At 68.9% G+C, this 19,061-nt stretch carries 16 protein-coding genes and 4 pseudogenes; all 20 read left to right on the forward strand.

Annotation, left to right across the window (positions count from 1 at the left end; all coding sequences use genetic code 11):
- The first annotated feature begins 81 nt into the window (after positions 1 to 81).
- The 20 genes and pseudogenes from ACHMXE_RS26350 to ACHMXE_RS26445 all read left to right on the forward strand — a co-directional run bounded on the left by ACHMXE_RS26350 (position 82) and on the right by ACHMXE_RS26445 (position 19,025).
- The gene (locus tag ACHMXE_RS26350; protein WP_203201161.1) at positions 82 to 567 is read left to right on the forward strand and encodes an Hcp family type VI secretion system effector; all 486 of its coding nucleotides are present in this window, start codon (positions 82 to 84) and stop codon (positions 565 to 567) included.
- Positions 568 to 639: 72 nt separating this feature from the next.
- Positions 640 to 1,125, forward strand: coding sequence for a type VI secretion system lipoprotein TssJ (tssJ, locus tag ACHMXE_RS26355; RefSeq protein WP_281080650.1), 486 nt, complete (start codon positions 640 to 642; stop codon positions 1,123 to 1,125).
- A 29-nt stretch (positions 1,126 to 1,154) separates the two neighbouring features.
- Positions 1,155 to 2,510, forward strand: a complete 1,356-nt coding sequence (gene tssK / locus ACHMXE_RS26360) for a type VI secretion system baseplate subunit TssK (RefSeq protein WP_395352270.1) — start codon at positions 1,155 to 1,157, stop codon at positions 2,508 to 2,510.
- Positions 2,511 to 2,562: 52 nt separating this feature from the next.
- Positions 2,563 to 3,219, forward strand: a complete 657-nt coding sequence (locus ACHMXE_RS26365; RefSeq protein WP_395352273.1) for a hypothetical protein — start codon at positions 2,563 to 2,565, stop codon at positions 3,217 to 3,219.
- Positions 3,220 to 3,260: 41 nt separating this feature from the next.
- Entirely contained in the window at positions 3,261 to 4,640 is a 1,380-nt protein-coding gene (gene tssL / locus ACHMXE_RS26370; RefSeq protein WP_395352275.1) for a type VI secretion system protein TssL, long form, read from the forward strand.
- 26 nt (positions 4,641 to 4,666) lie between these two features.
- Positions 4,667 to 5,539, forward strand: coding sequence for a hypothetical protein (locus ACHMXE_RS26375; RefSeq protein ID WP_395352277.1), 873 nt, complete (start codon positions 4,667 to 4,669; stop codon positions 5,537 to 5,539).
- Positions 5,503 to 5,931: pseudogene (locus ACHMXE_RS26380) on the forward strand (type VI secretion protein IcmF/TssM N-terminal domain-containing protein); the annotation flags it as partial. The gene ACHMXE_RS26375 and the pseudogene ACHMXE_RS26380, both read left to right, overlap by 37 nt.
- Complete coding sequence (locus ACHMXE_RS26385) at positions 5,895 to 6,353, forward strand: type VI secretion protein IcmF/TssM N-terminal domain-containing protein (RefSeq protein ID WP_395352823.1); 459 nt, start codon at positions 5,895 to 5,897, stop codon at positions 6,351 to 6,353. The pseudogene ACHMXE_RS26380 and the gene ACHMXE_RS26385, both read left to right, overlap by 37 nt.
- A gap of 71 nt (positions 6,354 to 6,424) precedes the next feature.
- Positions 6,425 to 6,817, forward strand: a pseudogene (locus ACHMXE_RS26390) (ImcF-related family protein); the annotation flags it as partial.
- 83 nt (positions 6,818 to 6,900) lie between these two features.
- Positions 6,901 to 8,706 (forward strand): ImcF-related family protein, encoded by a 1,806-nt coding sequence (locus ACHMXE_RS26395; protein WP_395352279.1) that lies wholly within the window; start codon positions 6,901 to 6,903, stop codon positions 8,704 to 8,706.
- 65 nt (positions 8,707 to 8,771) lie between these two features.
- Positions 8,772 to 9,254: pseudogene (locus ACHMXE_RS26400) on the forward strand (TagF domain-containing protein); the annotation flags it as partial.
- Positions 9,255 to 9,544: 290 nt separating this feature from the next.
- Positions 9,545 to 10,024: a TagK domain-containing protein gene (locus ACHMXE_RS26405; RefSeq protein ID WP_395352281.1), complete on the forward strand. Its 480-nt coding sequence runs from the start codon at positions 9,545 to 9,547 to the stop codon at positions 10,022 to 10,024.
- On the forward strand, positions 10,021 to 11,148 hold the full coding sequence (gene tssG / locus ACHMXE_RS26410; RefSeq protein WP_395352283.1) for a type VI secretion system baseplate subunit TssG: 1,128 nt from the start codon (positions 10,021 to 10,023) through the stop codon (positions 11,146 to 11,148). Before ACHMXE_RS26405 ends, tssG begins: the two co-directional genes overlap by 4 nt.
- 126 nt (positions 11,149 to 11,274) lie before the next feature.
- Positions 11,275 to 12,138, forward strand: a complete 864-nt coding sequence (locus tag ACHMXE_RS26415) for an ImpA family type VI secretion system protein (protein ID WP_395352285.1) — start codon at positions 11,275 to 11,277, stop codon at positions 12,136 to 12,138.
- Positions 12,135 to 12,488 carry a hypothetical protein gene (locus tag ACHMXE_RS26420; RefSeq protein WP_395352287.1) on the forward strand — a complete coding sequence of 118 codons (354 nt, stop codon included), beginning with the start codon at positions 12,135 to 12,137 and terminating at the stop codon, positions 12,486 to 12,488. The genes ACHMXE_RS26415 and ACHMXE_RS26420 overlap by 4 nt, the downstream gene beginning before the upstream one ends.
- 133 nt (positions 12,489 to 12,621) lie before the next feature.
- Entirely contained in the window at positions 12,622 to 12,981 is a 360-nt protein-coding gene (gene clpS / locus ACHMXE_RS26425; RefSeq protein WP_093342210.1) for an ATP-dependent Clp protease adapter ClpS, read from the forward strand.
- A 68-nt stretch (positions 12,982 to 13,049) separates the two neighbouring features.
- A pseudogene (clpA, locus tag ACHMXE_RS26430) lies at positions 13,050 to 15,373 on the forward strand (ATP-dependent Clp protease ATP-binding subunit ClpA).
- 112 nt (positions 15,374 to 15,485) lie between these two features.
- Complete coding sequence (cls, locus tag ACHMXE_RS26435) at positions 15,486 to 16,931, forward strand: cardiolipin synthase (RefSeq protein WP_203201149.1); 1,446 nt, start codon at positions 15,486 to 15,488, stop codon at positions 16,929 to 16,931.
- A gap of 46 nt (positions 16,932 to 16,977) precedes the next feature.
- The gene (gene sbcB / locus ACHMXE_RS26440) at positions 16,978 to 18,420 is read left to right on the forward strand and encodes an exodeoxyribonuclease I (protein WP_395352290.1); all 1,443 of its coding nucleotides are present in this window, start codon (positions 16,978 to 16,980) and stop codon (positions 18,418 to 18,420) included.
- 44 nt (positions 18,421 to 18,464) lie between these two features.
- Positions 18,465 to 19,025 (forward strand): GNAT family N-acetyltransferase, encoded by a 561-nt coding sequence (locus ACHMXE_RS26445; RefSeq protein ID WP_395352292.1) that lies wholly within the window; start codon positions 18,465 to 18,467, stop codon positions 19,023 to 19,025.
- Positions 19,026 to 19,061 lie beyond the last annotated feature (36 nt).

Below are 19,061 nucleotides of genomic sequence, written 5' to 3' on the forward strand. Positions count from 1 at the left end.
GCGGCCCGTCCGCTTCTTCGAACCAGGCCCCGCGGTCCATGCGGCGGCTCGAAATCAACAACGAGAGAACAGGGAGTTCGCATGTCTCAAGACATCTTTCTGAAGATCGACGGCATCGAAGGCGAGTCGCTGGATGCCGAGCACAAGAACGAGATCGAGGTGCTCGCCTTCAACTGGAAGGCGTTCCAGGAGTCGTTCATGCATGCCGGCTCGGGCGGCGGCGCCGGCAAGGCCACGGTGGAAGACCTCGAGTTCGACCACTACATCGATCGCGCCAGCCCCAACCTCATGAAGTACTGCCTGACCGGCAAGCATGTCCAGGAAGCGAAGCTGACGGTGCGCAAGGCCGGCGGCAGCCCGCTCGAGTACCTCAAGTACACCTTCACCGACGTGATCGTCACGGCCGTCCATCCCTTCGGCGCGAACTCCGACGCGCTGCGCATCAAGGAACGCGTGCGGCTCTCGTTCTCGAAGATCAAGCAGGAGTACGCGGTGCAGAACGCGCAGGGCGGCAGCGCCGGTGCCGTGACCGCGGGCTACGACATCAAGGGCAACAAGGAGTCCTGAACGCCAGGTCCCGATCTGCGTCGTCCGGCTGCTCTGCATCCTGTCACTCCCATGCGCCTGCTCCGACTTTGCATGCTCGTCGTCATGCCGCTGATGGCGATGCCGGCGATGGCCCAGTTCTCCCATCCGAGGGAGCAGACCCGGCTGGAGCTCGCGGTCATCGCCGAAGCCGAGGTCAACCCCGACGACAAGGGCCGGCCGGCGCCGATCCTGGTTCGCGTCTACGAACTGAAGTCCAGTGCCGCGTTCGAGACGGCGGACTACTTCACGCTGCACGGCAACGACAAGGCCTTGATCGGCACCGACATGCTCGTGCGCGAGGAGTTCATCCTGCGGCCCGGCGAAACGCGCTCGATCCGCCGCAAGTCGCATCCCGACCTGGCTGCGATCGGCGTGCTGGCGGGCTACCGCGAGCTGGGGGCCTCCGACTGGCGCGCCGTACGGCAGGTCGAGGCCGCGCCCGAGATCGCCTGGTACCGCGCCGTGCTGCCGGCCCGCAAGCTCAAGCTGGAGGTCCGGCTGCAGGCCAGGGGCATCCGGCTCGTTCCCGCCGATTGAGCGCCGGCCATGCAAGCGAGCACCGAACCATGAGCTGGTACAACAAGGTCGTCTGGAGCGAAGGGCTGTTCCTGCGCCCGCAGCTGTTCCAGCAGCAGGAGCGTTACCTCGAGCATCTGGCCCACAAGCGCGCGGCCGCGCTCGATCCCTTCTACTGGGGTTTTCATCGGTATGCGATCGATGCCGAGTCGCTGTCGCTCGGCAAGCTGGTGCTGGCCGACGCGGCGGGCATCTTCCAGGACGGTACGCCCTTCGACGCGCCGGCCCAGGCCCTGCCACCGGCACCGCTCACGGTGGGGCCGGAGCACATCGACCAGGTCATTCACCTCGCGGTGCCCATCCGCACACCGAACGGCGAGGAGACCACTTTCGACGATGCCTCGACGTCGGCGGGTTCGCTCGCGCGCTTCGGCGTGTTCGACACCGAGCTGCGCGACGCCAACTCGATCGGCCAGGGACCGAAGCTGGTGCAGCTCTCGCGCCTGCGTCTGCGGCTGCTGCCCGAGCGCGAACTGACGGACGCCTGGATCGGCCTGCCGCTCGCCAAGGTCACCGTGCTGCGATCCGACGGCAGCATCGCGCTCGACAGTCGGCTGATCCCGCCAGTCTCGGGCTATGGCGCCAGTGCCTTGTTGAGCGACTGGATGACGCACTTGCACGGGCTGTGCCGCCTGCGTGCGGATGCGCTCGCCGCGCGGTTGAGCGGCAGCGACGGCAAGTCCAGGGAGGCCGCGGAGGTGTCGGACTTCCTGCTGCTGCAGATCCTCAACCGCTACGAGCCCCTGCTCGAGCACTGGCTGCAGGTCAGGGACACCTCGCCGCAGCAGCTGTTCGTGACCTTGCGCGCGCTGGGCGCCGAGCTGGCCACCTTCGTGCGTGCCGGCACTCGCCGCCCCGCGCCCCATGGCAGCTACCGGCATGTCGACCCCTATCTGTCGTTCAAGGGGCTGGTGGCTGACGTGCAGTCGCTGCTCAACGACGTGCTGGTGCGCAGTGCCCAGCCCATCGCGCTGGCGCAGCGGGCCAACGGCGTGCACGTCGCGAGCGTCGAGCCCGCGGAACTTCGGGGTTTCCAGAGCCTGGTTTTTGCCGTGGCGGCGCACCTGCCGCCGGATCAGCTCGCGAGCCAGTTCGTCGCCTGCTGCAAGGCCGGGCCCAGCGACCGCTTGCCCGAACTCATCCGTTCGCATCTGCCGGGCATTCCGCTCCAGGTTCTCCCGGTGCCGCCGCGACAGATTCCTTTCAACGCCGGCTTCGTCTATGTCCAGCTCGAGCCGCAGGGCGCCCTCTGGGAGCACATGGTCCGCCATGGCGGCCTGGCGCTGCATGTGGCGGCGGAGTTTCCGGGGCTGCGCATGGAACTCTGGGGAGTGCGCGAGAAATGAAGCGAGTCCTGCATGGCGATGCCCGTGTCGCGCGGTGGCCAGGGGGGATGGCATGAGCACGCCGATTGCCCAACTCCCCAAAGAGCACGCCCGGCTGCTCGACGGTGGCCGCGCGCCCATGACCATCACCGGCGCCGACCTGGCCGCGGGATTCTTCACAGGCGTGGCCTGGCACGACCTGCGCTTCGTCGATTGCGACTTCGCGGGCGAGGGCCATCTGCGGCTCGATGCCATGTCCGGTTGCCGCTTCGTCGACTGCCGATTCGTCGCGCCAGGCCATGACTTCGGCGTGATGAGCGACGTGCGCTTCGTGCGTTGCCGGAGCTTCGGACACGCGGTCTTCGGCGGCCGGGACGGAAGCACCGGCGTGGTCTTCGAGCAGTGCATCTTCTTGGGTGGCGACGCGGCGCCGCATGCACGCGAAGGCATCGGCAGCACGGGCGAGACGACCTTTGCCAACTGCACGGGCAGCGGCGCCGTTCTCGTGGCCGGAACGCGGCTCGTGATCGAGGGCTGCCGCTTCGACCACACGAGTTTCGTGATCGGCCGGCAGCGAAGCCGCGGCGTGCCGTTGGCCGCCGCCATCGTGATCGAGAACACGCAGGGCACGGGCGTCTGGCGCATGACCGATGCCCGCATGCGGAGCTGCCATATCCGCAACAGCCGCTTCGAGCGGATCGTCGACGACGGATCCGAGTGCGAGGCCTGACGCCACGTCGTTCGAACTTTTTTTCGCTTGCCAACGCCACCATGCACGACTTCGAAGAAAAGAGCGATCCGGCATTCGGTGCCGATGACTTCCACGACGGCGGTGCCGATCCGCTGTTCGCGGACGGCGCCGATCGCGCGACTGCATCGCCTGCCGAGGGCGGTTCGGTGCGTGAGCGCGTGGCCGTCATCGTGGCGGCCCGGAATCCCTTGCTCGAAGCGGCCGGTCCCTTGCTGCGTGCGCTGGCGGACCTGCCGCCGACCCTGGGCGCGGAGGGCGTCCAGCTGTGGCATGGATTGCTCGAGCGCGAGGTCGCGGCGTTCCAGTCGATCTGCGCCGCCGCGAGGATCCGCCACGAGCATGCGCTGGCCGCGAGCTACGCCTTGTGCACCGCGATCGACGAAGCCGCGAACAGCACCGCGTGGGGCGGCGGGCAGGCCGGCGAGGCGGGCGTCTGGGCCGGCCTGCAGCTCGCAGCCAGGTTCCATGGCGATACCAAGGGCGGCGACAAGTTCTTCCTGCTGATCGGCCGGCTGGCCACCGACCCCGAGCAACACGCCGATCTGCTCGAGCTGATGTACCAGGTCCTCGGCCTGGGTTTCGAGGGCCGCTTCAGCACGGCCGCGCACGGCAGGCGGCAGCTCGAAGCCGTGCGCCATCGCCTGTTCGAGCTGCTCGCGACGGTTCGCGTCGAGGTGCCCCATGCGCTGTCGCCGCACTGGAAGGGCGCGCCAGCGGGGCGATTGCGGCTGGCGCGCAGCCTGCCGGTGTGGATCACGGGCGTCGTGGCCGTATTGGTTCTTTCCGGTCTTTTCGGCTGGTACAGGTACCAGCTCTCGGCCATGAGCTCGGCGTTGACGCAGCGCATTGCCACTATCGGCCGGATGCGGCCGCCGACCGCGGCGATGGTTCCGCCGGCCAGGGCGTTGCGTCTGAAGGAACTGCTGTCGGCCGAGATCGCGCGCGGCAGCGTGAGCGTCGAGGAGGATGCGCAGCGCAGCGCCGTCAGCTTCCGTGGCGACCAGATGTTCGTGCCGGGCCGCGCGAGTCTCAACGCGCGGACGCTTGCGGCGCTGGGCAAGGTGGCCGACGAGATCAATCAGGTGGCCGGCACGGTGCAGGTCATCGGGCACACCGACAACCGGCCGATACGCACGCGCGAGTTTCCCGACAACCAGGTGCTGAGCGAAAAGCGCGCCGCGGCCGTCGCCGCCGTGCTGCTCGACAAGGGTGTCGAGGCCTCGCGCATCCGCAGCACGGGACAAGGCGAGACCTCGCCGCTGGACGACAACGCCACCGTACAGGGGCGCGCTCGCAATCGGCGCGTGGACATCGTGGTGTCCCAAGACGCGGGCATCGATCCGCAGGCCCGGGCCGCCGCGTCCGTGCGGGGCGAAAGCCTGCCGCCGCTTCCTCGTTGAACAGACAGCAGAAAGGTCGCAGCTCCATGCCATACCTCAAGCAAGTGGGCGCATTCTTGGTGTCGCGGCCCATCCTGGCGCTGCTGGCGGTCGTGCTGGCGGGCTGCGCCATCTGGTTCGCGGGCGATCTGCTCGCCGTCAACGGTGTGCGCCCCCTTGCTTCGCAAGAGGTTCGGCTGGCGCTGATCGTGCTGTCGCTGCTGCTCGGCATCCTCTGGCTGGCCTCGGGGCCCTACAGCCTCGTCGGCGTCGCGGCGCTGTGCCTGCTCGTATGGCAGGCGGGGCCGACCTTGGCGATCGGGGAGGCCCAACCGCTCTCGCCGGTCTGGGCGCGCGTTGCGCTGATCGCCGCGGTGCTGCTGCTGTACGCCCTCTACGGCTGCTTCCGCCTCTGGCAGGCCTTGCGCAACGACGACGACCTGCTCGCGAAGCTCCTGTTTCGCAAGACACAGACCCATGGCAACGAGGTCGCGAAGGAAGAACTCAGGCGCGTGGCCGCGGCAGTTCAGGCCGCAGTGGCGGCGCTGCGAAAAATGCGCGGGCTCGGCGGGTTGCGCCGAATGCTGGATGGCAAGCGCCACCTGTACGAACTGCCCTGGTACCTGGTCGTCGGCAGTCCGGGCGCCGGCAAGACGTCCGTATTGCTGGCGCGGGACTCCAGTTCCCGCTGGCACGCCAGATGGGGCTCGGCGCCCGAACGACGCCGTCCGATGCACCGGCCGAAACGCCGCATTGCGACTGGTGGATCGCGAACGAGGCCGTGTTCATCGATACCGCGGGCCGCTACACCACCCAGCAGCGCCATGCCACCCGCGATGCCGCCGAGTGGCTCGGCTTCCTGGCCCTGCTGCGCCAGCATCGCGTGCGCGCACCGATCAATGGCGCGGTCGTCGTCCTGAGCGTGACGGAATTGCTGAGCGCGGGTGACGCCGAACGGTCCGCGCATGCGGCGCTGGTGCGCGATCGCCTCGCGGAGCTTCGCCGGGAACTGGGCATCCGTTTCCCGGTGTACGTGATCGTGACCCAGATGGATCGGCTGCGCGGCTTCGGCGAGTACTTTCATTCGCTCACGAGCGACAGCCGGACCCAGCCCTGGGGCTTCACCTTGCCGCTCGAAAAGGCGGGGCGCATCGGTTCGCGCGGCAGCCCGATGTTGGACGGCGAGGCCTTGCACCAGCGGGTTCGCACCGAGCTCGCCACGCTCCAGGAGCGGATCGAGGCCGGGGCTTCGCGCCCGGTTGAACGAGGAGTTCGATGTGGAGCGACGGCGGCGCCTCTTTGCGCTGCCGCAGGAGCTGGGGGGCTTTCGTCGCGGCTGGCGCCGCTGCTCGAGCAGGTCTTTCTCTCGTCCCGGTTCGACGACACGCAAAGCCGGAGGCGCTTCGCGGCGTCTATTTCACGAGCGGCGCCCAGTCGGGCTGCGAGTTGCCGGCGGATGGCCGCACGCTGCTGCAGCGGATGCGGCGGCGCCTCGCACAAGCGCAAGAGCGGGAGCAGGGCATGCCCGCATCCGATCGTCTGGAGGAACAGGAGAACACCGTCGCGACGCACGGCCGGCAAGGCTTCTTCATCCACGATGTGCTGGCGCGCGTGATCGTTCCCGAAGCGCATCTCGTGCGCCGAATCTGCGGTGGGAATTCCGTTATCGGCTGCTGCGGACCCTGGGCCATGCGCTGGTCGTCGTGCTCTTCGTCTGGCTGGCTGGCGCCTTAGCCTCGAGTTTCGCGAACAACCGACGCTACCTCGAGGCGGCGGGCCAGCGAACGCAGGCGCTGGCGCTGCAGGTGGGCGCGCTGTTCGAACGCTTCAGGGCCATCGACGTTCCGGATGCGCTGAACGCGGCGCGCGAACTGCCGGGACAGCCCGGGTTGGATCTGGACGACCCGGGCAGCGCCTATCTCTACGGCCTCTACGCTGCCCCCGACGTGCTGGCGGCGACCGACGAGACCTATGCCCGACTGCAGAACCGCATGCTGCTGCCCGTCATCGTGCGGCGCATGGAAGCCGCGTTGTCGCAGCGTGTGAAGGAGGGCGATGCCAAGGCGGCCTACGACGCGCTGCGGGCCTACAGGCTGCTGTTCGACCGGGAGCGCTACATGCAGGGCGGTGCCGCAGACGTGCGCAACTGGGTGCTGAAAGATGGGGCGACCCCCGGCAGCGCCGCCGTGTTCCACGGGCGGGCGTCGGTGGCCGAGCATGCGGCCGCGCTCTTCGCGGCGAGCGGGCGCTCGAACTCGATGCGCTGCCCGACGAAGCGCTGGTGCGCGCGGCGCAGGATTTTCTCGGCACCCAGGCCGCCACCCAGCGGGTCTACGAGCGCGCGAAGGCGACGATGGAAGCCGAGGCGCCCCAGGCGTTCACGCTGGTTCGCGCGGTCGGTCCGCAGGCCGGCACCGTGTTCGCGCGCGACGGCGGATTGCCGCTCGAGAAAGGCGTGCCGGGTCTCTTCACCTACGACGGCTACCACGAGGTCTTCGGCAAACGCCTGCCGGTTTTCGTGGCGCGTGCCTTCGACGACGACGGCTGGGTCATGGGACGCGGCGCTGCTTCCTCGGCCCCGGGCCCGGCGCGCGAGGCCGACGGCGACCCGCGGCTGGACGACATCCGGCGCCTGTACCTCGAGGAGTACGCGCAGCACTGGGAGCACTTTCTGGGCTCGATCCGTCCGGTCGGCGGCAGCGATGCGGCGGCGACGAACCTGGGTTTCGACCTGAGCGTGCTGCGACAGCTCGCGGCGCCCGATTCGCCGCTGAGCCGGTTGGCGCGAGCCGCCGCACGCGAAACCACCTTGTCGCGCCCGCTGGTGGTTCAGCCGGAGGAGGCCAAGGGCCTGCTCGACAAGGCGGCCGAGCAGTTGAGCCGGCAGACGCAGGCGGTGGGACGCCGTCTCGGCATCCGTGCCGAGGAGCGGATGGAGCGGCAGCTCGTCGACAACCGTTTCGCCGCGCTGCGCGAACTGGTCACCGGCCAGCCCGACGCGGGCATGGTGTCCGCCGGCACGACGGGCGCCATCCGGCCGGGGCTCGAAACCGTCACGGGCCTGGTCAACGAGTTCTACACCCTGCTCGTGGTGGCGGACACGGCCCTGAGCGCGCGCAGCCTGCCACCCGGCGGCGCCGAGGTCGGTGCGCGCCTGGTGCTCGAGGCCGGGAAATTGCCGTCGCCGTTCCGGGAGGTGCTGACGGCATTGGCCACGAGCGGCGGCGGCAAGGTGGTGCAGGGCGCGACCGAAATCCTGCGCGGCCAGGCCCAGCTCCAGTTCGACCGCCTCATGGGCCTGATGGCTCAGCAGGTCGGCGAGCCCTGCAGGCGCGGCGTGGAAGGCCGGTATCCGCTGGCGTCGACGTCGCAGGATGCCTCCATCGAGGACTTCACGCTGATGTTCGCCGCGGGAGGCGCGGCCGACGAATTCTTCGGCAAGCATCTGGCGATCTACGTCGATACCAGCGTGCGTCCCTGGCGCTACAAGGATCCTGTCAGTACCGCGGGTCTCGCGGGGCCTGAGTCGCCCGCGAGTCCGGCGGCGCCGGTCGTAACGACGGCCGCCGCCGGTCCCACCCTCACGGGAGAACTGCTCCAGCTGCTGGCGCGCAGCGGCCCGGACCTCGACGCTTTCGACCGGGCGCAGCAGATCCGCGATCTCTTCTTCCGCGAGGCGGGCGGCAGGAAGCTCGGTTGGCGGCTGGAGCTCAAGGTGCTCGAACTCGAACCCAGCATCACCGACCTGAGCATCGACATCGACGGGCAGGGCCTGCGCTATGTCCATGGGCCGGTGCAGGCGTTTCCCGTCCTCTGGCCTGGACCGCGTGGCGGATCGATGGCGGAGCTGAGCGCGAATCCCCGGGTGTCGGGCCCGACCTCGACCCTCGGCGGCAGCGGACCCTGGGCGCTGCTGCGGCTGCTGGACAAGGGCCGCATCGTGAACACGGCGACCCCGGGCCGCGTGGGCGTGGAATTCCAGTTCGACGGGCGTCGGGCGCTGCTCGAGATCGGCGCCGGCAGCCAGCCGAATCCGTTCAACAGCGATCTGCTCAAGGGGTTTCGCTGCCCCGGGCGCAGGGGGTGATCCGATGCTCGGCGAACTGATCGCATCGTGGCAGGTGACCCCGCCCGCCATCTGGGCGAGTTGCCGGCCACGCGGACTTCGTCCGCTTCGACACCGGGCTCGGCGAGATCTCGGCCTGGCGCGCCTGGCTGGCGCTGGAAGGCCGGCGATGCGGCATGCCAGCGGGCGAGGGGGCAGTCGTGCCGGGACCTCGCGGCGAAGGAGCCAGCGCACTGCCGGTGGCTTTCGTGCTGTCGCCCGGGACGCTGCCATTCGCTGCGCGGCAGTGCGTTCTCGGCGTCATCGTTCCTTCCTGCGACAGCCTCGGGCGTCGTCATCCCTTGATCGTCTACCAGGCGGCGAGGCCGCACTGGATCAGGAAACACTACGAAAGCCATGCGGCGCAGCCTTGCGACTGGCAGTTCTGGCTGGCCCGGATGCTCGCGCGCCATGTGGCAACGGGCAAAGCCGCGAGCTTCCGGACGCTGGTGTTCGCCGTTCAGGCGCTCTGGTCGAGCGGTCGGGTGCCGAGGGCCACGATGCCCGGCGCCGTCGGATGCAGGCGGTGATCGACCGCTGGATCGGGGCGGGACCGGTGGCCGACCCCGCCGCGCGTGTACGCGGCGTTCGTTATCTGCCCTGGTCCGACTGGCCAGACCGGACATGGGCGCACACGCCGGCAACGCGTTCTGGCTGCAGGACGCAGAGGGCCGTTTCGTCGATGCCAGCCACCGGCTGCAGCCGGCCTGGGGCGTGCTGCCATGAGCGCGGACGATCCTTTCGGCGTGCTCGACATCGCGGGCGCCCGGCGCCGGCCGCAGGCCGATGTCGTGACCTCGCTGCTCCAGAGGGGCCGCCGATGGCGCGGCCTCTCGAGCCATCGTCGGGCCGCAACGGGCGGTCCTCTTCCATTGGACGAGCGGCTGGGGCCTGCGAGCTGTTCGATCGATGGCACGAAGCGTTCGAGCGCGCGGTGCGCGATCCGCGCGCGCTCGCCGGCCATGCCGATTGGCGGCAGGCTCCGGAGCCCGAGGGGCCGGCCGCACCGACGCTCGCGCAGTTGAGCGCGCAGGGCGCCGCGTTTCCCTCGTTGCTCGACATCCTCCATGCGCGCGGCAGCATCGACCAACTGATCGAAGGCTTCGACCGGCTCGACGGTCCCGATCTGCTGGCGTTCGAGCCGCCCGCCGACGTGCTCGCGGCGTTCGCTCCCGAACTCGTGCGGCAGGCCGGCTTCGACCTGCCCGGATTGACGCGGCGCGAGCACCACGACATCTCGCCCGACAGCCATGTCCGCATCGGCGGACGCGCGGGCGACACCGAGAAAGCGGCGACATGAACGATGCGTGCCATGACGACGGTCCGGCGGCACGGCAGACCGCCGTGGCGCTCGACGAAGCCAGCCGCACGCCCTGGAAGTTCGGCTTCTTCGCGCTGCTGCGCCGGCTGGCCGCTTCCAGCCCCGAACGGCCGCCGATCGGGCTGGCGGCGAGGCCGCAGCAGGAAGGCTTCAGGCTGGGGCAGGCGGCGGCCCTGGCCTTCGCGCCGCGCGAAATCGCCGAAATCGTGCTGCCGCTTCGGCCTGACCCGGCGGAAGCCGTGGCGCCGCGAGCCGGGCCGCACCGCGGCGGCAACGATCCGTCGCGACCGCTGATCCGGCTCTACGGACTGGGCATGCTCGGATCGAACGGTCCCTTGCCGCTGCATTTCACCGAGATCGTTCGCGATCGCATGGAGAACGCGAACGACAGCACGCTCGCGGACTTCCTGGACCTGTTCCATCACCGCTATCTCACGCACATGTACCGGGCCTGGGCGCAGAGCCAGGCGGCGGCGGGGCTGGACCGCCGCGGCGACGAGCCTTTCAGCCGCTATGTCGCGCGCCTGAGCGGACACGATCCCAACGAGATTCTCGATTCGGTGCTGCCATCGCATGCGCGGCTGGCCGCCGCTTCGCACCTGGTTCGCGAGGCGCGCGATCCCGACGGCCTGGCGGGCACGCTGGCGCGCTTCTTCTCCATGCCGGTGCAACTGCGGGAATTCATGCCGCACTGGATCCGCATCGCACCCGAGGAGTGCAGCCAATTGGGAAGTGCCCGCGCATCGAGCGTGATGGGCGACGGCGCCCTGGCCGGCGAGGTGGTCGCCGACCGGCAGTCCAGGTTCCGGCTGGTGCTCGGGCCACTGACGCTCGAGCGCTACCTGCGTTTCACGCCGCAGGGGCGCGATCTCCCGTTGCTGGTCGAGTGGGTCCGTGCCTTCGTTGGCCACGAGTTCGTCTGGGACGTCGAACTGCGGATCCGCCGCGACAGCAGACCGCCCGCGCGCCTCGAGGCCTTGCGCCGGCTGGGATGGTCGACCTGGCTGGGCGGGGACGACGCGGCGAGGGGCGACGCCGAGGGCCACACGGCGGGCATGGTCTTCGAGCCCGAGCAGTACGTCGGCACGCCGGAGTCGCGATGAATTCGAGTCTCGATGTGCCCGAGCCGGCCGTGGATTGGGCCGCCAGTGGCTGCTCCCCGTGAGCCCCGTGGCGCCCTGCGGCCCAGCCTCGAGTACGACCCGGACTATGCGGTGCTGCGTTCGTGCATGGTGCCGCGCGTCGAGGCGCAGTACGGCGATTTCATCGGCCTTCCCGAGGCGCCTAACTGGGGCGACATCGAGCGGGATTGCGCGCAACTGCTGGCGCGCACCCGCGACATCCATGTGCTGGTCTGGCTCTGCCGGGCGCGCACCCGGCTCGCGGGCGCCGCGGGGCTGGCGCAGGCGCTCGCGCTGCTGGCCGCGGTCCTCGCGCGTTGGCCGGACGCCGTGCATCCGCAGCGCGTGATCGAGGGCGAGGAGGATCCCACGGTGCGCGCGAACGCCGTCGCGGCGCTGGCCGATCCGGAGGGACTGGTCGGCGACGTCCGGGACATCGTGATCGAGGCGGGCACCGCCGCGCGTCTGAGCGTGCGCGATGTCGAGCGGGCATCGCGCGTGTCCGCCGGTGCCTCGCTACGGGATTCCGTGGTCCAGCAGCTGTCGGAGTTGAGGCGGACATCGGCCGCGGACACCCAGGCACCGTTGAATCGGTTGGCGAGCGCCGCACGGTCGCTCGACGGCATCGCGCGCTGGAGCCGGGCACAGCTTGGCGGCCATGCGCCCGAACTGCGCGCGCTCGAGCAGTTGCTCGAGCCGTTCGGTGGGGCTGCGCAGGATCCGCCCGCCCGGCGCGCCTCGCCGGTGCCTGCCGTGCGTCTCGACGACGCCGTGACGGTTGCACGGCCTGCCTCGCGCGACGAAGCGCTCAGCGCGATCCGGGCAGTGCGGGCCTGGTTCGAGGTCCATGAGCCGAGCACCCCGGTCGTCGTGCTGCTGCGCCAGGCCGAAAACCTGGTCGGAAAGCCGTTCTCGGAGGTGGTCGGGGCGATCCCGCAGGATCTGCTGCAGAAATGGGAGGCCGGGCGGTGAGTTCGCTCCCCTCGGCATGGGTGCTCGCGGGCGCCCTGGCCGTCGGCTGGCTCGGCGGCGGGGTGTCGGCCTGGGTGTTACTGCGGGCAAGGCGCAAGGCGCCGCGGGCCGTGGAGGAGGGCGCCGGGCCCGAGGAACCCGCGACGATCCTCTTCGCCGCCGACCCGGTTGTGTCGCCTCCCGAGCCCGAGCTCACGGCAGCGCCCAAGCCCGTTCCCGCCCCGGAACGCCGGCTGCTCGAGCTCAGCGACGAGGACATCGACGCCCTCCCGGCGGAACTGCCGGCCGCCGAGCACGGCCAAAGGCGCAAATTGCCGGCTCCCCGAAAGCCTGTTCTGCGGAATATCTGAGCGGGATATCGTCAAAATCCGTTGAACGGATTTTTGACGGCGTATGAGCCGCAAGCCTCTTGATTTGTCGAATTCTCGCCACCAGCTTTTCCCGAGCCGGCACGGCGCTTGCACGCTCTATAGAATCTTTTTCATGGCAACGAGAATTCCTTCGACCCCTCCCACGCCACCGGTGCGTAAACCGGCGCGAGACGACGGAGATTCGGTCGTCCTCGAGCGGCGTCCGCAGAAAACGGCGCCACCCCAGATGTATCAGGTGGTCATGCTCAACGACGACTACACGCCCATGGAGTTCGTGGTCGTCGTCCTGCAGGAGTACTTCAGCAAGGACCGCGAAAGCGCCACCCAGATCATGCTCAAGATTCACCTCGATGGCCGCGGCGTCTGTGGGGTCTATTCCCGCGACATGGCGGCCACCAAGGTCAACCAGGTGATGGAGGCGGCCAAGCAGGCAGGGCATCCTTTGCAATGTGTCAGCGAACCCGTGGAATGAACCTGTTGATTTAGGCAAGCTCCAACCCATCTGAGAACTTATTTACAGCAAGGCAAAAAGGAAATCACATGATTGCCCAGGAACTGGAAGTCAGCTTGCACATGGCCTTCGTCGAGGCCCGGCAACAGCGCCACGAGTTCATCACCGTGGAGCATTTGCTGCTCGCTTTGCTGGACAACCCGAGCGCCGCGGAAGTTCTGCGCGCCTGCTCGGCCAACGTCGACGACCTGCGGGCGTCGCTCACCAACTTCATCAAGGACAACACGCCCCAGGTGGCGGGTACCGACGATGTGGACACCCAGCCCACGCTGGGCTTCCAGCGCGTGATCCAGCGCGCCATCATGCACGTGCAGTCCACCGGCAACGGCAAGAAGGAAGTCACCGGCGCCAACGTGCTGGTCGCGATCTTCGGCGAGAAGGACTCGCACGCGGTCTACTACCTGCACCAGCAGGGCGTGACCCGCCTCGACGTGGTGAACTTCATCGCCCACGGCATCAAGAAGAGCGATCCGCCGGAAGCCGTCAAGGGCAACAGCGAAGCCTCCTCGAACGAGAGCGAAGAGGGCGGCGGCGAGAAGAACGAGAAGGCCTCGCCGCTCGAACAGTTCACGCAGAACCTCAACCAGATGGCCAAGGACGGCAAGATCGATCCGCTGATCGGCCGCGAGTACGAGGTCGAGCGCGTGATCCAGATCCTGTGCCGCCGGCGCAAGAACAACCCGCTGCTGGTCGGCGAGGCCGGCGTGGGCAAGACCGCGATCGCCGAGGGCCTGGCATGGCGCATCACGCAAGGCGACGTGCCCGAGATCCTGGCCGAGTCGAACGTGTTCTCGCTCGACATGGGCGCGCTGCTCGCGGGCACCAAGTACCGCGGTGACTTCGAACAGCGCCTCAAGGGCGTGCTCAAGTCGCTCAAGGACAAGCCGAACGCGATCCTGTTCATCGACGAGATCCACACGCTGATCGGCGCCGGCGCGGCCTCGGGCGGCACGCTCGACGCGTCGAACCTGCTCAAGCCGGCGCTCTCGAGCGGCCAGCTCAAGTGCATCGGCGCGACCACCTTCACCGAGTACCGCGGCATCTTCGAGAAGGACGCGGCCCTGTCGCGTCGTTTCCAGAAGGTCGACGTGGTCGAGCCCTCGGTGCAGGAAACCGTCGACATCCTCAAGGGCCTGAAGTCGCGCTTCGAGGAACACCATGGCGTGAAGTACGCGGTGGCCGCACTGCAGGCCGCGGCCGAGCTGAGCGCCAAGTACATCAATGACCGTCACCTGCCCGACAAGGCGATCGACGTCATCGACGAAGCGGGTGCGGCGCAGCGCATCCTGCCGGCGAGCAAGCGCAAGAAGACCATCAGCAAGACCGAAGTCGAGGAAATCGTCGCGAAGATCGCGCGCATTCCCCCGGCCAACGTCAGCAACGACGACCGCGGCAAGCTGCAGACGATCGAGCGCGACCTCAAGAGCGTGGTGTTCGGCCAGGACAAGGCGCTCGAAGTGCTGGCCTCCGCGGTCAAGATGGCGCGCTCGGGCCTGGGCAAGGGCGACAAGCCGATCGGCTCGTTCCTGTTCTCGGGTCCGACGGGCGTCGGCAAGACCGAAGCGGCCAAGCAGCTTGCCTACATCATGGGCATCGAGCTGATCCGCTTCGACATGTCGGAGTACATGGAGCGTCACGCGGTGAGCCGCCTGATCGGCGCGCCTCCGGGCTACGTCGGTTTCGACCAGGGCGGTCTTCTGACCGAGGCCGTCACGAAGAAGCCGCACTCGGTGCTGCTGCTCGACGAAATCGAGAAGGCGCATCCGGACATCTTCAACGTGCTGCTGCAGGTCATGGACCATGGCACGCTGACCGACAACAACGGGCGCAAGGCCGACTTCCCGCAACGTCATCATCATCATGACGACGAACGCGGGTGCCGAGACCATGAACAAGGCGACCATCGGCTTCACCAACCCGCGGCAGGCCGGCGACGAAATGGGCGACATCAAGCGCCTGTTCTCGCCCGAATTCCGCAACCGGCTCGATGCCATCGTCAACTTCAAGGCGCTCGACGAGCAGATCATCCTGCGCGTGGTCGACAAGTTCCTGCTGCAGCTCGAAACGCAGCTGGCCGAGAAGAAGGTCGAGGTCACGTTCACCGACAAGCTGCGCAAGCACCTGGCGAAGAAGGGCTTCGATCCGCTGATCGGGCGCACGGCCGATGCAGCGCCTGATCCAGGACACGATCCGTCGTGCACTGGCCGACGAACTGCTGTTCGGCCGCCTGACCGAAGGCGGGCGCCTGGAAGTCGACCTCGACGAGAAGGACGAAGTGCTGCTTGACATCCAGCCGCTGCCGAAGAAGGAAGGCAAGTCGAAGCCCGAAGCGGAAGAGGCCGCGGCCGGCTAAGACAAGCGAAGGAACTGGGCATTCCGTGGCCGACGAGGCCGCGGAACCGCCCCCCAAAGGCCGGTAGCATCGCGCTGCCGGCCTTTTTCTTTTGAGGGGTCCGCCCCTCGCCTTGATCCTCCCCGAACTCAGTCCCGAATGGAAAACCGGCCTCTCCCTGGCATGGAGCGGCTACATCGCCGTGCTGTCGGTCTGGATCGTGATGCAGAAGCGCGCGCCGGTGTCGACGATGAGCTGGATCCTCTCGCTGGCGCTGCTGCCGTTCGCGGGATTCGTCATCTACTACTTCCTCGGGCCGCAGCGCCTGCGCAAGCAGCGGCTCAAGCGCCTGCGCACCCGCGCGAACGCCAACGCGCAGGCCGACCTGGCGCGGCTGCGCGACGCGGCCGAACATGCGCCGCCGGCGCTGCAGCAGATGGCGCGGCTGGGCACCGCGACCTGCGGCATCCCGGTATCGAGCGCCACCGGCGTCGAGCTGCTCTCGGGCGGGGCGCGCACCTTCGACGCGATTTTCGAGGCGGTGCGCGCGGCGCGCGACCATGTGCATCTCGAGTACTACATCTTCGAGCCCGACACCATCGGCACCGCGCTGCGCGACCTGCTGGTGGCGCGCGCGGGCGAGGGCGTGAAGGTGCGGCTGCTGATCGATGCGCTCGGCTCCCAGCGCATCGGCCGCAAGTTCATGGCGCCGATGCTGGCCGCGGGTGTGCAGGTGGCGCTGTTCCACGACACCAGGATCGGCCGCCGCCTGCGTCCGGTGACCAACTACCGCACCCACCGCAAGATCGTGGTGTGCGACGGCCGCGTGGGCTTCACCGGCGGCGTCAACATCACGGACGAGGAAGACAAGCGCACGCGGCCCGATGCCTACCACGACGTGCACCTGCGCGTGGAAGGCAGCGCCGTGCGCTGGCTGCAGACCACCTTCATGGAGGACTGGACCTATGCCACCGGCGAGGACCTGCACAGCTTCGGCGACGGCCTCGATGCCATGCTGCCCAAGGTGGAGGCCGGCGAGATCCCGGTGCAGATCGTCACCAGCGGGCCCGACAACACACTCGAGGCCATCCACCGCATGCACGTCGAGGCGATCCACAACGCCAACCACCGCGCCTGGCTCACCACGCCGTACTTCGTGCCCGGCGAGCCCGCGCTGATGGCGCTCACGAGCGCCGCGCTGCGCGGCGTCGACGTGCGGCTGCTGGTGCCGCGGCGCAGCGATTCGGCCATCGTGAGCGCCGCCGCGCGCTCCTACTTCGACGAACTGATCGCCGCGGGCGTGAAGGTGTGGGAGTACAAGGCGCGCATGCTGCACTCGAAGACGCTGGTGGTCGACGAGGACTGCGCGATGATCGGCACCGCGAATTTCGACAACCGCAGCTTCCGCCTCAACTTCGAGGTCTGCGCGGTGGTTTATGGTCCGGCATTGGCGCGACCGCTGGCGGCGCAGTTCGAGACCGACCTGCACAGCTCGGCCGCCGTGCGCGCGCACCGGCCCCAGCCCTTCTGGCAACGGCTCGGCGACTCGGTCGCGCGGCTGTCGTCGCCGCTGCTCTGAGGCCGGGCGCCGCACCCGGTATCCGCTTTCGCTTTTCCCCAACGACATGACCGCTCAAACCTTCCTCTGGCACGACTACGAAACCTTCGGCGCCGTCCCGCGCCGCGACCGGCCCTCGCAGTTCGCCGCCATCCGCACCGACGCGGCGCTCAACGAGATCGGCGAGCCGCTGATGATCTATTGCAAGCCCGCGCCCGACTACCTGCCGAGCCCGGAAGCCACGCTGATCACCGGCATCACGCCGCAGCTGTGCCTCGAACGCGGCCTGCCCGAGCACGAGTTCGCGGCGCAGATCGAGCGCGCCTTCTCGCAGCCCGGCACCATCGGCGTGGGCTACAACACCATCCGCTTCGACGACGAGGTCACGCGCTTCCTGTTCTGGCGCAACCTCATCGATCCCTATGCGCGCGAGTGGCAGAACGAGTGCGGCCGCTGGGACCTGCTCGACGTGGTGCGCCTGACCTATGCGCTGCGGCCCGACGGCATCCAGTGGCCGAAGAAGGAGGACGGCAGCCAGAGCTTCAAGCTCGAGGACCTCGCCAAGGCCAACGGCCTGCTGCACGAGTCGGCGCACGATGCGCTGTCGGACGTGCGCGCCACCATCGCGCTGGCACGGCTGATCCGCAACGCGCAGCCCAAGCTGTTCGACTTCGCCTTCGCGCTGCACCGCAAGGACCGCGTGGCCAGCGAGCTCGGCCTGCCGGCGGTGCGCGAGACCGCGAAGCCCTTCCTGCACGTCTCGGGCATGTTCCCGGCCGAGCGCGGCTGCCTGGCCGTGATGTGGCCGCTGGCCAGCCATCCCACCAACAAGAACGAGCTGCTGGCCTGGGACCTCGCGCACGACCCGAGCGAGCTGCGCGACCTCGATGCCGACACCGTGCGCCTGCGTATGTTCACGCGCGCCGCCGAATTGCCCGAGGGCGTGGTGCGGCTGCCGATCAAGGGCGTGCACCTCAACAAGTCGCCGATGGTGGTGGGCAACCTGCGCACGCTGGCCGCGCCCATGGCCGAGCGCTGGGGCATCGATCTCGACACGGCCATGCGCCATGCCGCGATCGCGCGCGACCTGCCCGACATGAGCGCGATCTGGGCCAAGGTCTACGAGCGGCCGAAGGAGGACGCGCCCGACGTCGACGAGGACCTCTACGGCGGCTTCGTCGGCAACGGCGACCGGCGCCGGCTCAACCAGCTGCGCACGCTCTCGCCGGCCGAACTCGCGAAGGACCGCACCGGCTTCGACGACGGGCGGCTCGAGGAGATCGTGTTCCGCTACCGCGCGCGCAACTGGCCCGAGACGCTGAGCGAGGAAGAGGCGCAGCGCTGGGAAGAACACCGCGTGGCGAAGCTGTTCGACGGCGAGGGCGGCGCCCGCACGGTCGAGGGCCTGTTCGCCGAGATCGATGCGTTGTCGGAGACCGTGGACGAGCAGGGCGAGGAACTGCTGGGCGCGCTCTACGACTATGCCGACGCGATCGCGCCGTCGCGCTGAGCCCCACGCAGGCGCCGGGCCGGCGATGGAAAGGCGAGCTTTTCATGTCCGATTCTGAACAGAGGACCGAAGTGAATGTCGTGCGGCGGCTGGTGCCGGCCGACGCCATGGCCTATCGCGCGCGCATGCTCGATGCCTACGAGCGGCATCCGAGCGCCTTCACCTCGACGGTGGCCGAGCGCGGCGCCTTGCCGCTGCGCTTCTGGGAGGAGCGGCTGGCGCCAGGCGAGGACACGGCCGACGTGGTCTACGGCGCCTTCGATGCCGGCGGGCTGGTCGGCGCGGCCGGACTGAGCTTCGAGTGGCGCGAGCGCGCGCGGCACAAGGCCACGCTGTTCGGCATGTCGGTGGCCGAATCGGCCCGGCAGGCGGGCTTCGGCCGCCGGCTGGTGCTGGCGCTGCTGGAGCACGCCCGCCAGCGGCCGGGCCTGCGCCTGGTGCAGCTCACCGTGACCGAGGGCAACGATGCCGCGCAGCGGCTCTACGAACGCTGCGGCTTCCAGCCCTTCGGCGTCGAGCCGCTGGCGATCGCGCTCGACGGCCAACTGCTGGGCAAGGTGCACATGTGGTGCGACCTGCTGCAGCCCGGCCACCTGCAGGGCTGAGCTTCGGGGCAGGGCGGCCTCGCCCGGCTGCTACGA

The sequence above is a fragment of the Variovorax sp. UC122_21 genome (genome assembly GCF_044056785.1).
Taxonomy (GTDB): Bacteria; Pseudomonadota; Gammaproteobacteria; order Burkholderiales; family Burkholderiaceae_C; genus Variovorax.

What these genes read in the sequence shown, in the direction of transcription:
- ACHMXE_RS26385 (WP_395352823.1), top strand. Translation starts at nt 5,895, where the DNA reads ATGTGGAGCGACGGCGGCGCCTCTTTGCGCTGCCGCAGGAGCTGGGGG.
- sbcB (WP_395352290.1), top strand. Translation starts at nt 16,978, where the DNA reads ATGACCGCTCAAACCTTCCTCTGGCACGACTACGAAACCTTCGGCGCC.
- ACHMXE_RS26375 (WP_395352277.1), top strand. Translation starts at nt 4,667, where the DNA reads ATGCCATACCTCAAGCAAGTGGGCGCATTCTTGGTGTCGCGGCCCATC.
- ACHMXE_RS26365 (WP_395352273.1), top strand. Translation starts at nt 2,563, where the DNA reads ATGAGCACGCCGATTGCCCAACTCCCCAAAGAGCACGCCCGGCTGCTC.
- ACHMXE_RS26350 (WP_203201161.1), top strand. Translation starts at nt 82, where the DNA reads ATGTCTCAAGACATCTTTCTGAAGATCGACGGCATCGAAGGCGAGTCG.
- ACHMXE_RS26405 (WP_395352281.1), top strand. Translation starts at nt 9,545, where the DNA reads ATGGCGCGGCCTCTCGAGCCATCGTCGGGCCGCAACGGGCGGTCCTCT.
- tssG (WP_395352283.1), top strand. Translation starts at nt 10,021, where the DNA reads ATGAACGATGCGTGCCATGACGACGGTCCGGCGGCACGGCAGACCGCC.
- clpS (WP_093342210.1), top strand. Translation starts at nt 12,622, where the DNA reads ATGGCAACGAGAATTCCTTCGACCCCTCCCACGCCACCGGTGCGTAAA.
- tssL (WP_395352275.1), top strand. Translation starts at nt 3,261, where the DNA reads ATGCACGACTTCGAAGAAAAGAGCGATCCGGCATTCGGTGCCGATGAC.
- ACHMXE_RS26445 (WP_395352292.1), top strand. Translation starts at nt 18,465, where the DNA reads ATGTCCGATTCTGAACAGAGGACCGAAGTGAATGTCGTGCGGCGGCTG.
- tssJ (WP_281080650.1), top strand. Translation starts at nt 640, where the DNA reads ATGCTCGTCGTCATGCCGCTGATGGCGATGCCGGCGATGGCCCAGTTC.
- tssK (WP_395352270.1), top strand. Translation starts at nt 1,155, where the DNA reads ATGAGCTGGTACAACAAGGTCGTCTGGAGCGAAGGGCTGTTCCTGCGC.
- ACHMXE_RS26415 (WP_395352285.1), top strand. Translation starts at nt 11,275, where the DNA reads ATGGTGCCGCGCGTCGAGGCGCAGTACGGCGATTTCATCGGCCTTCCC.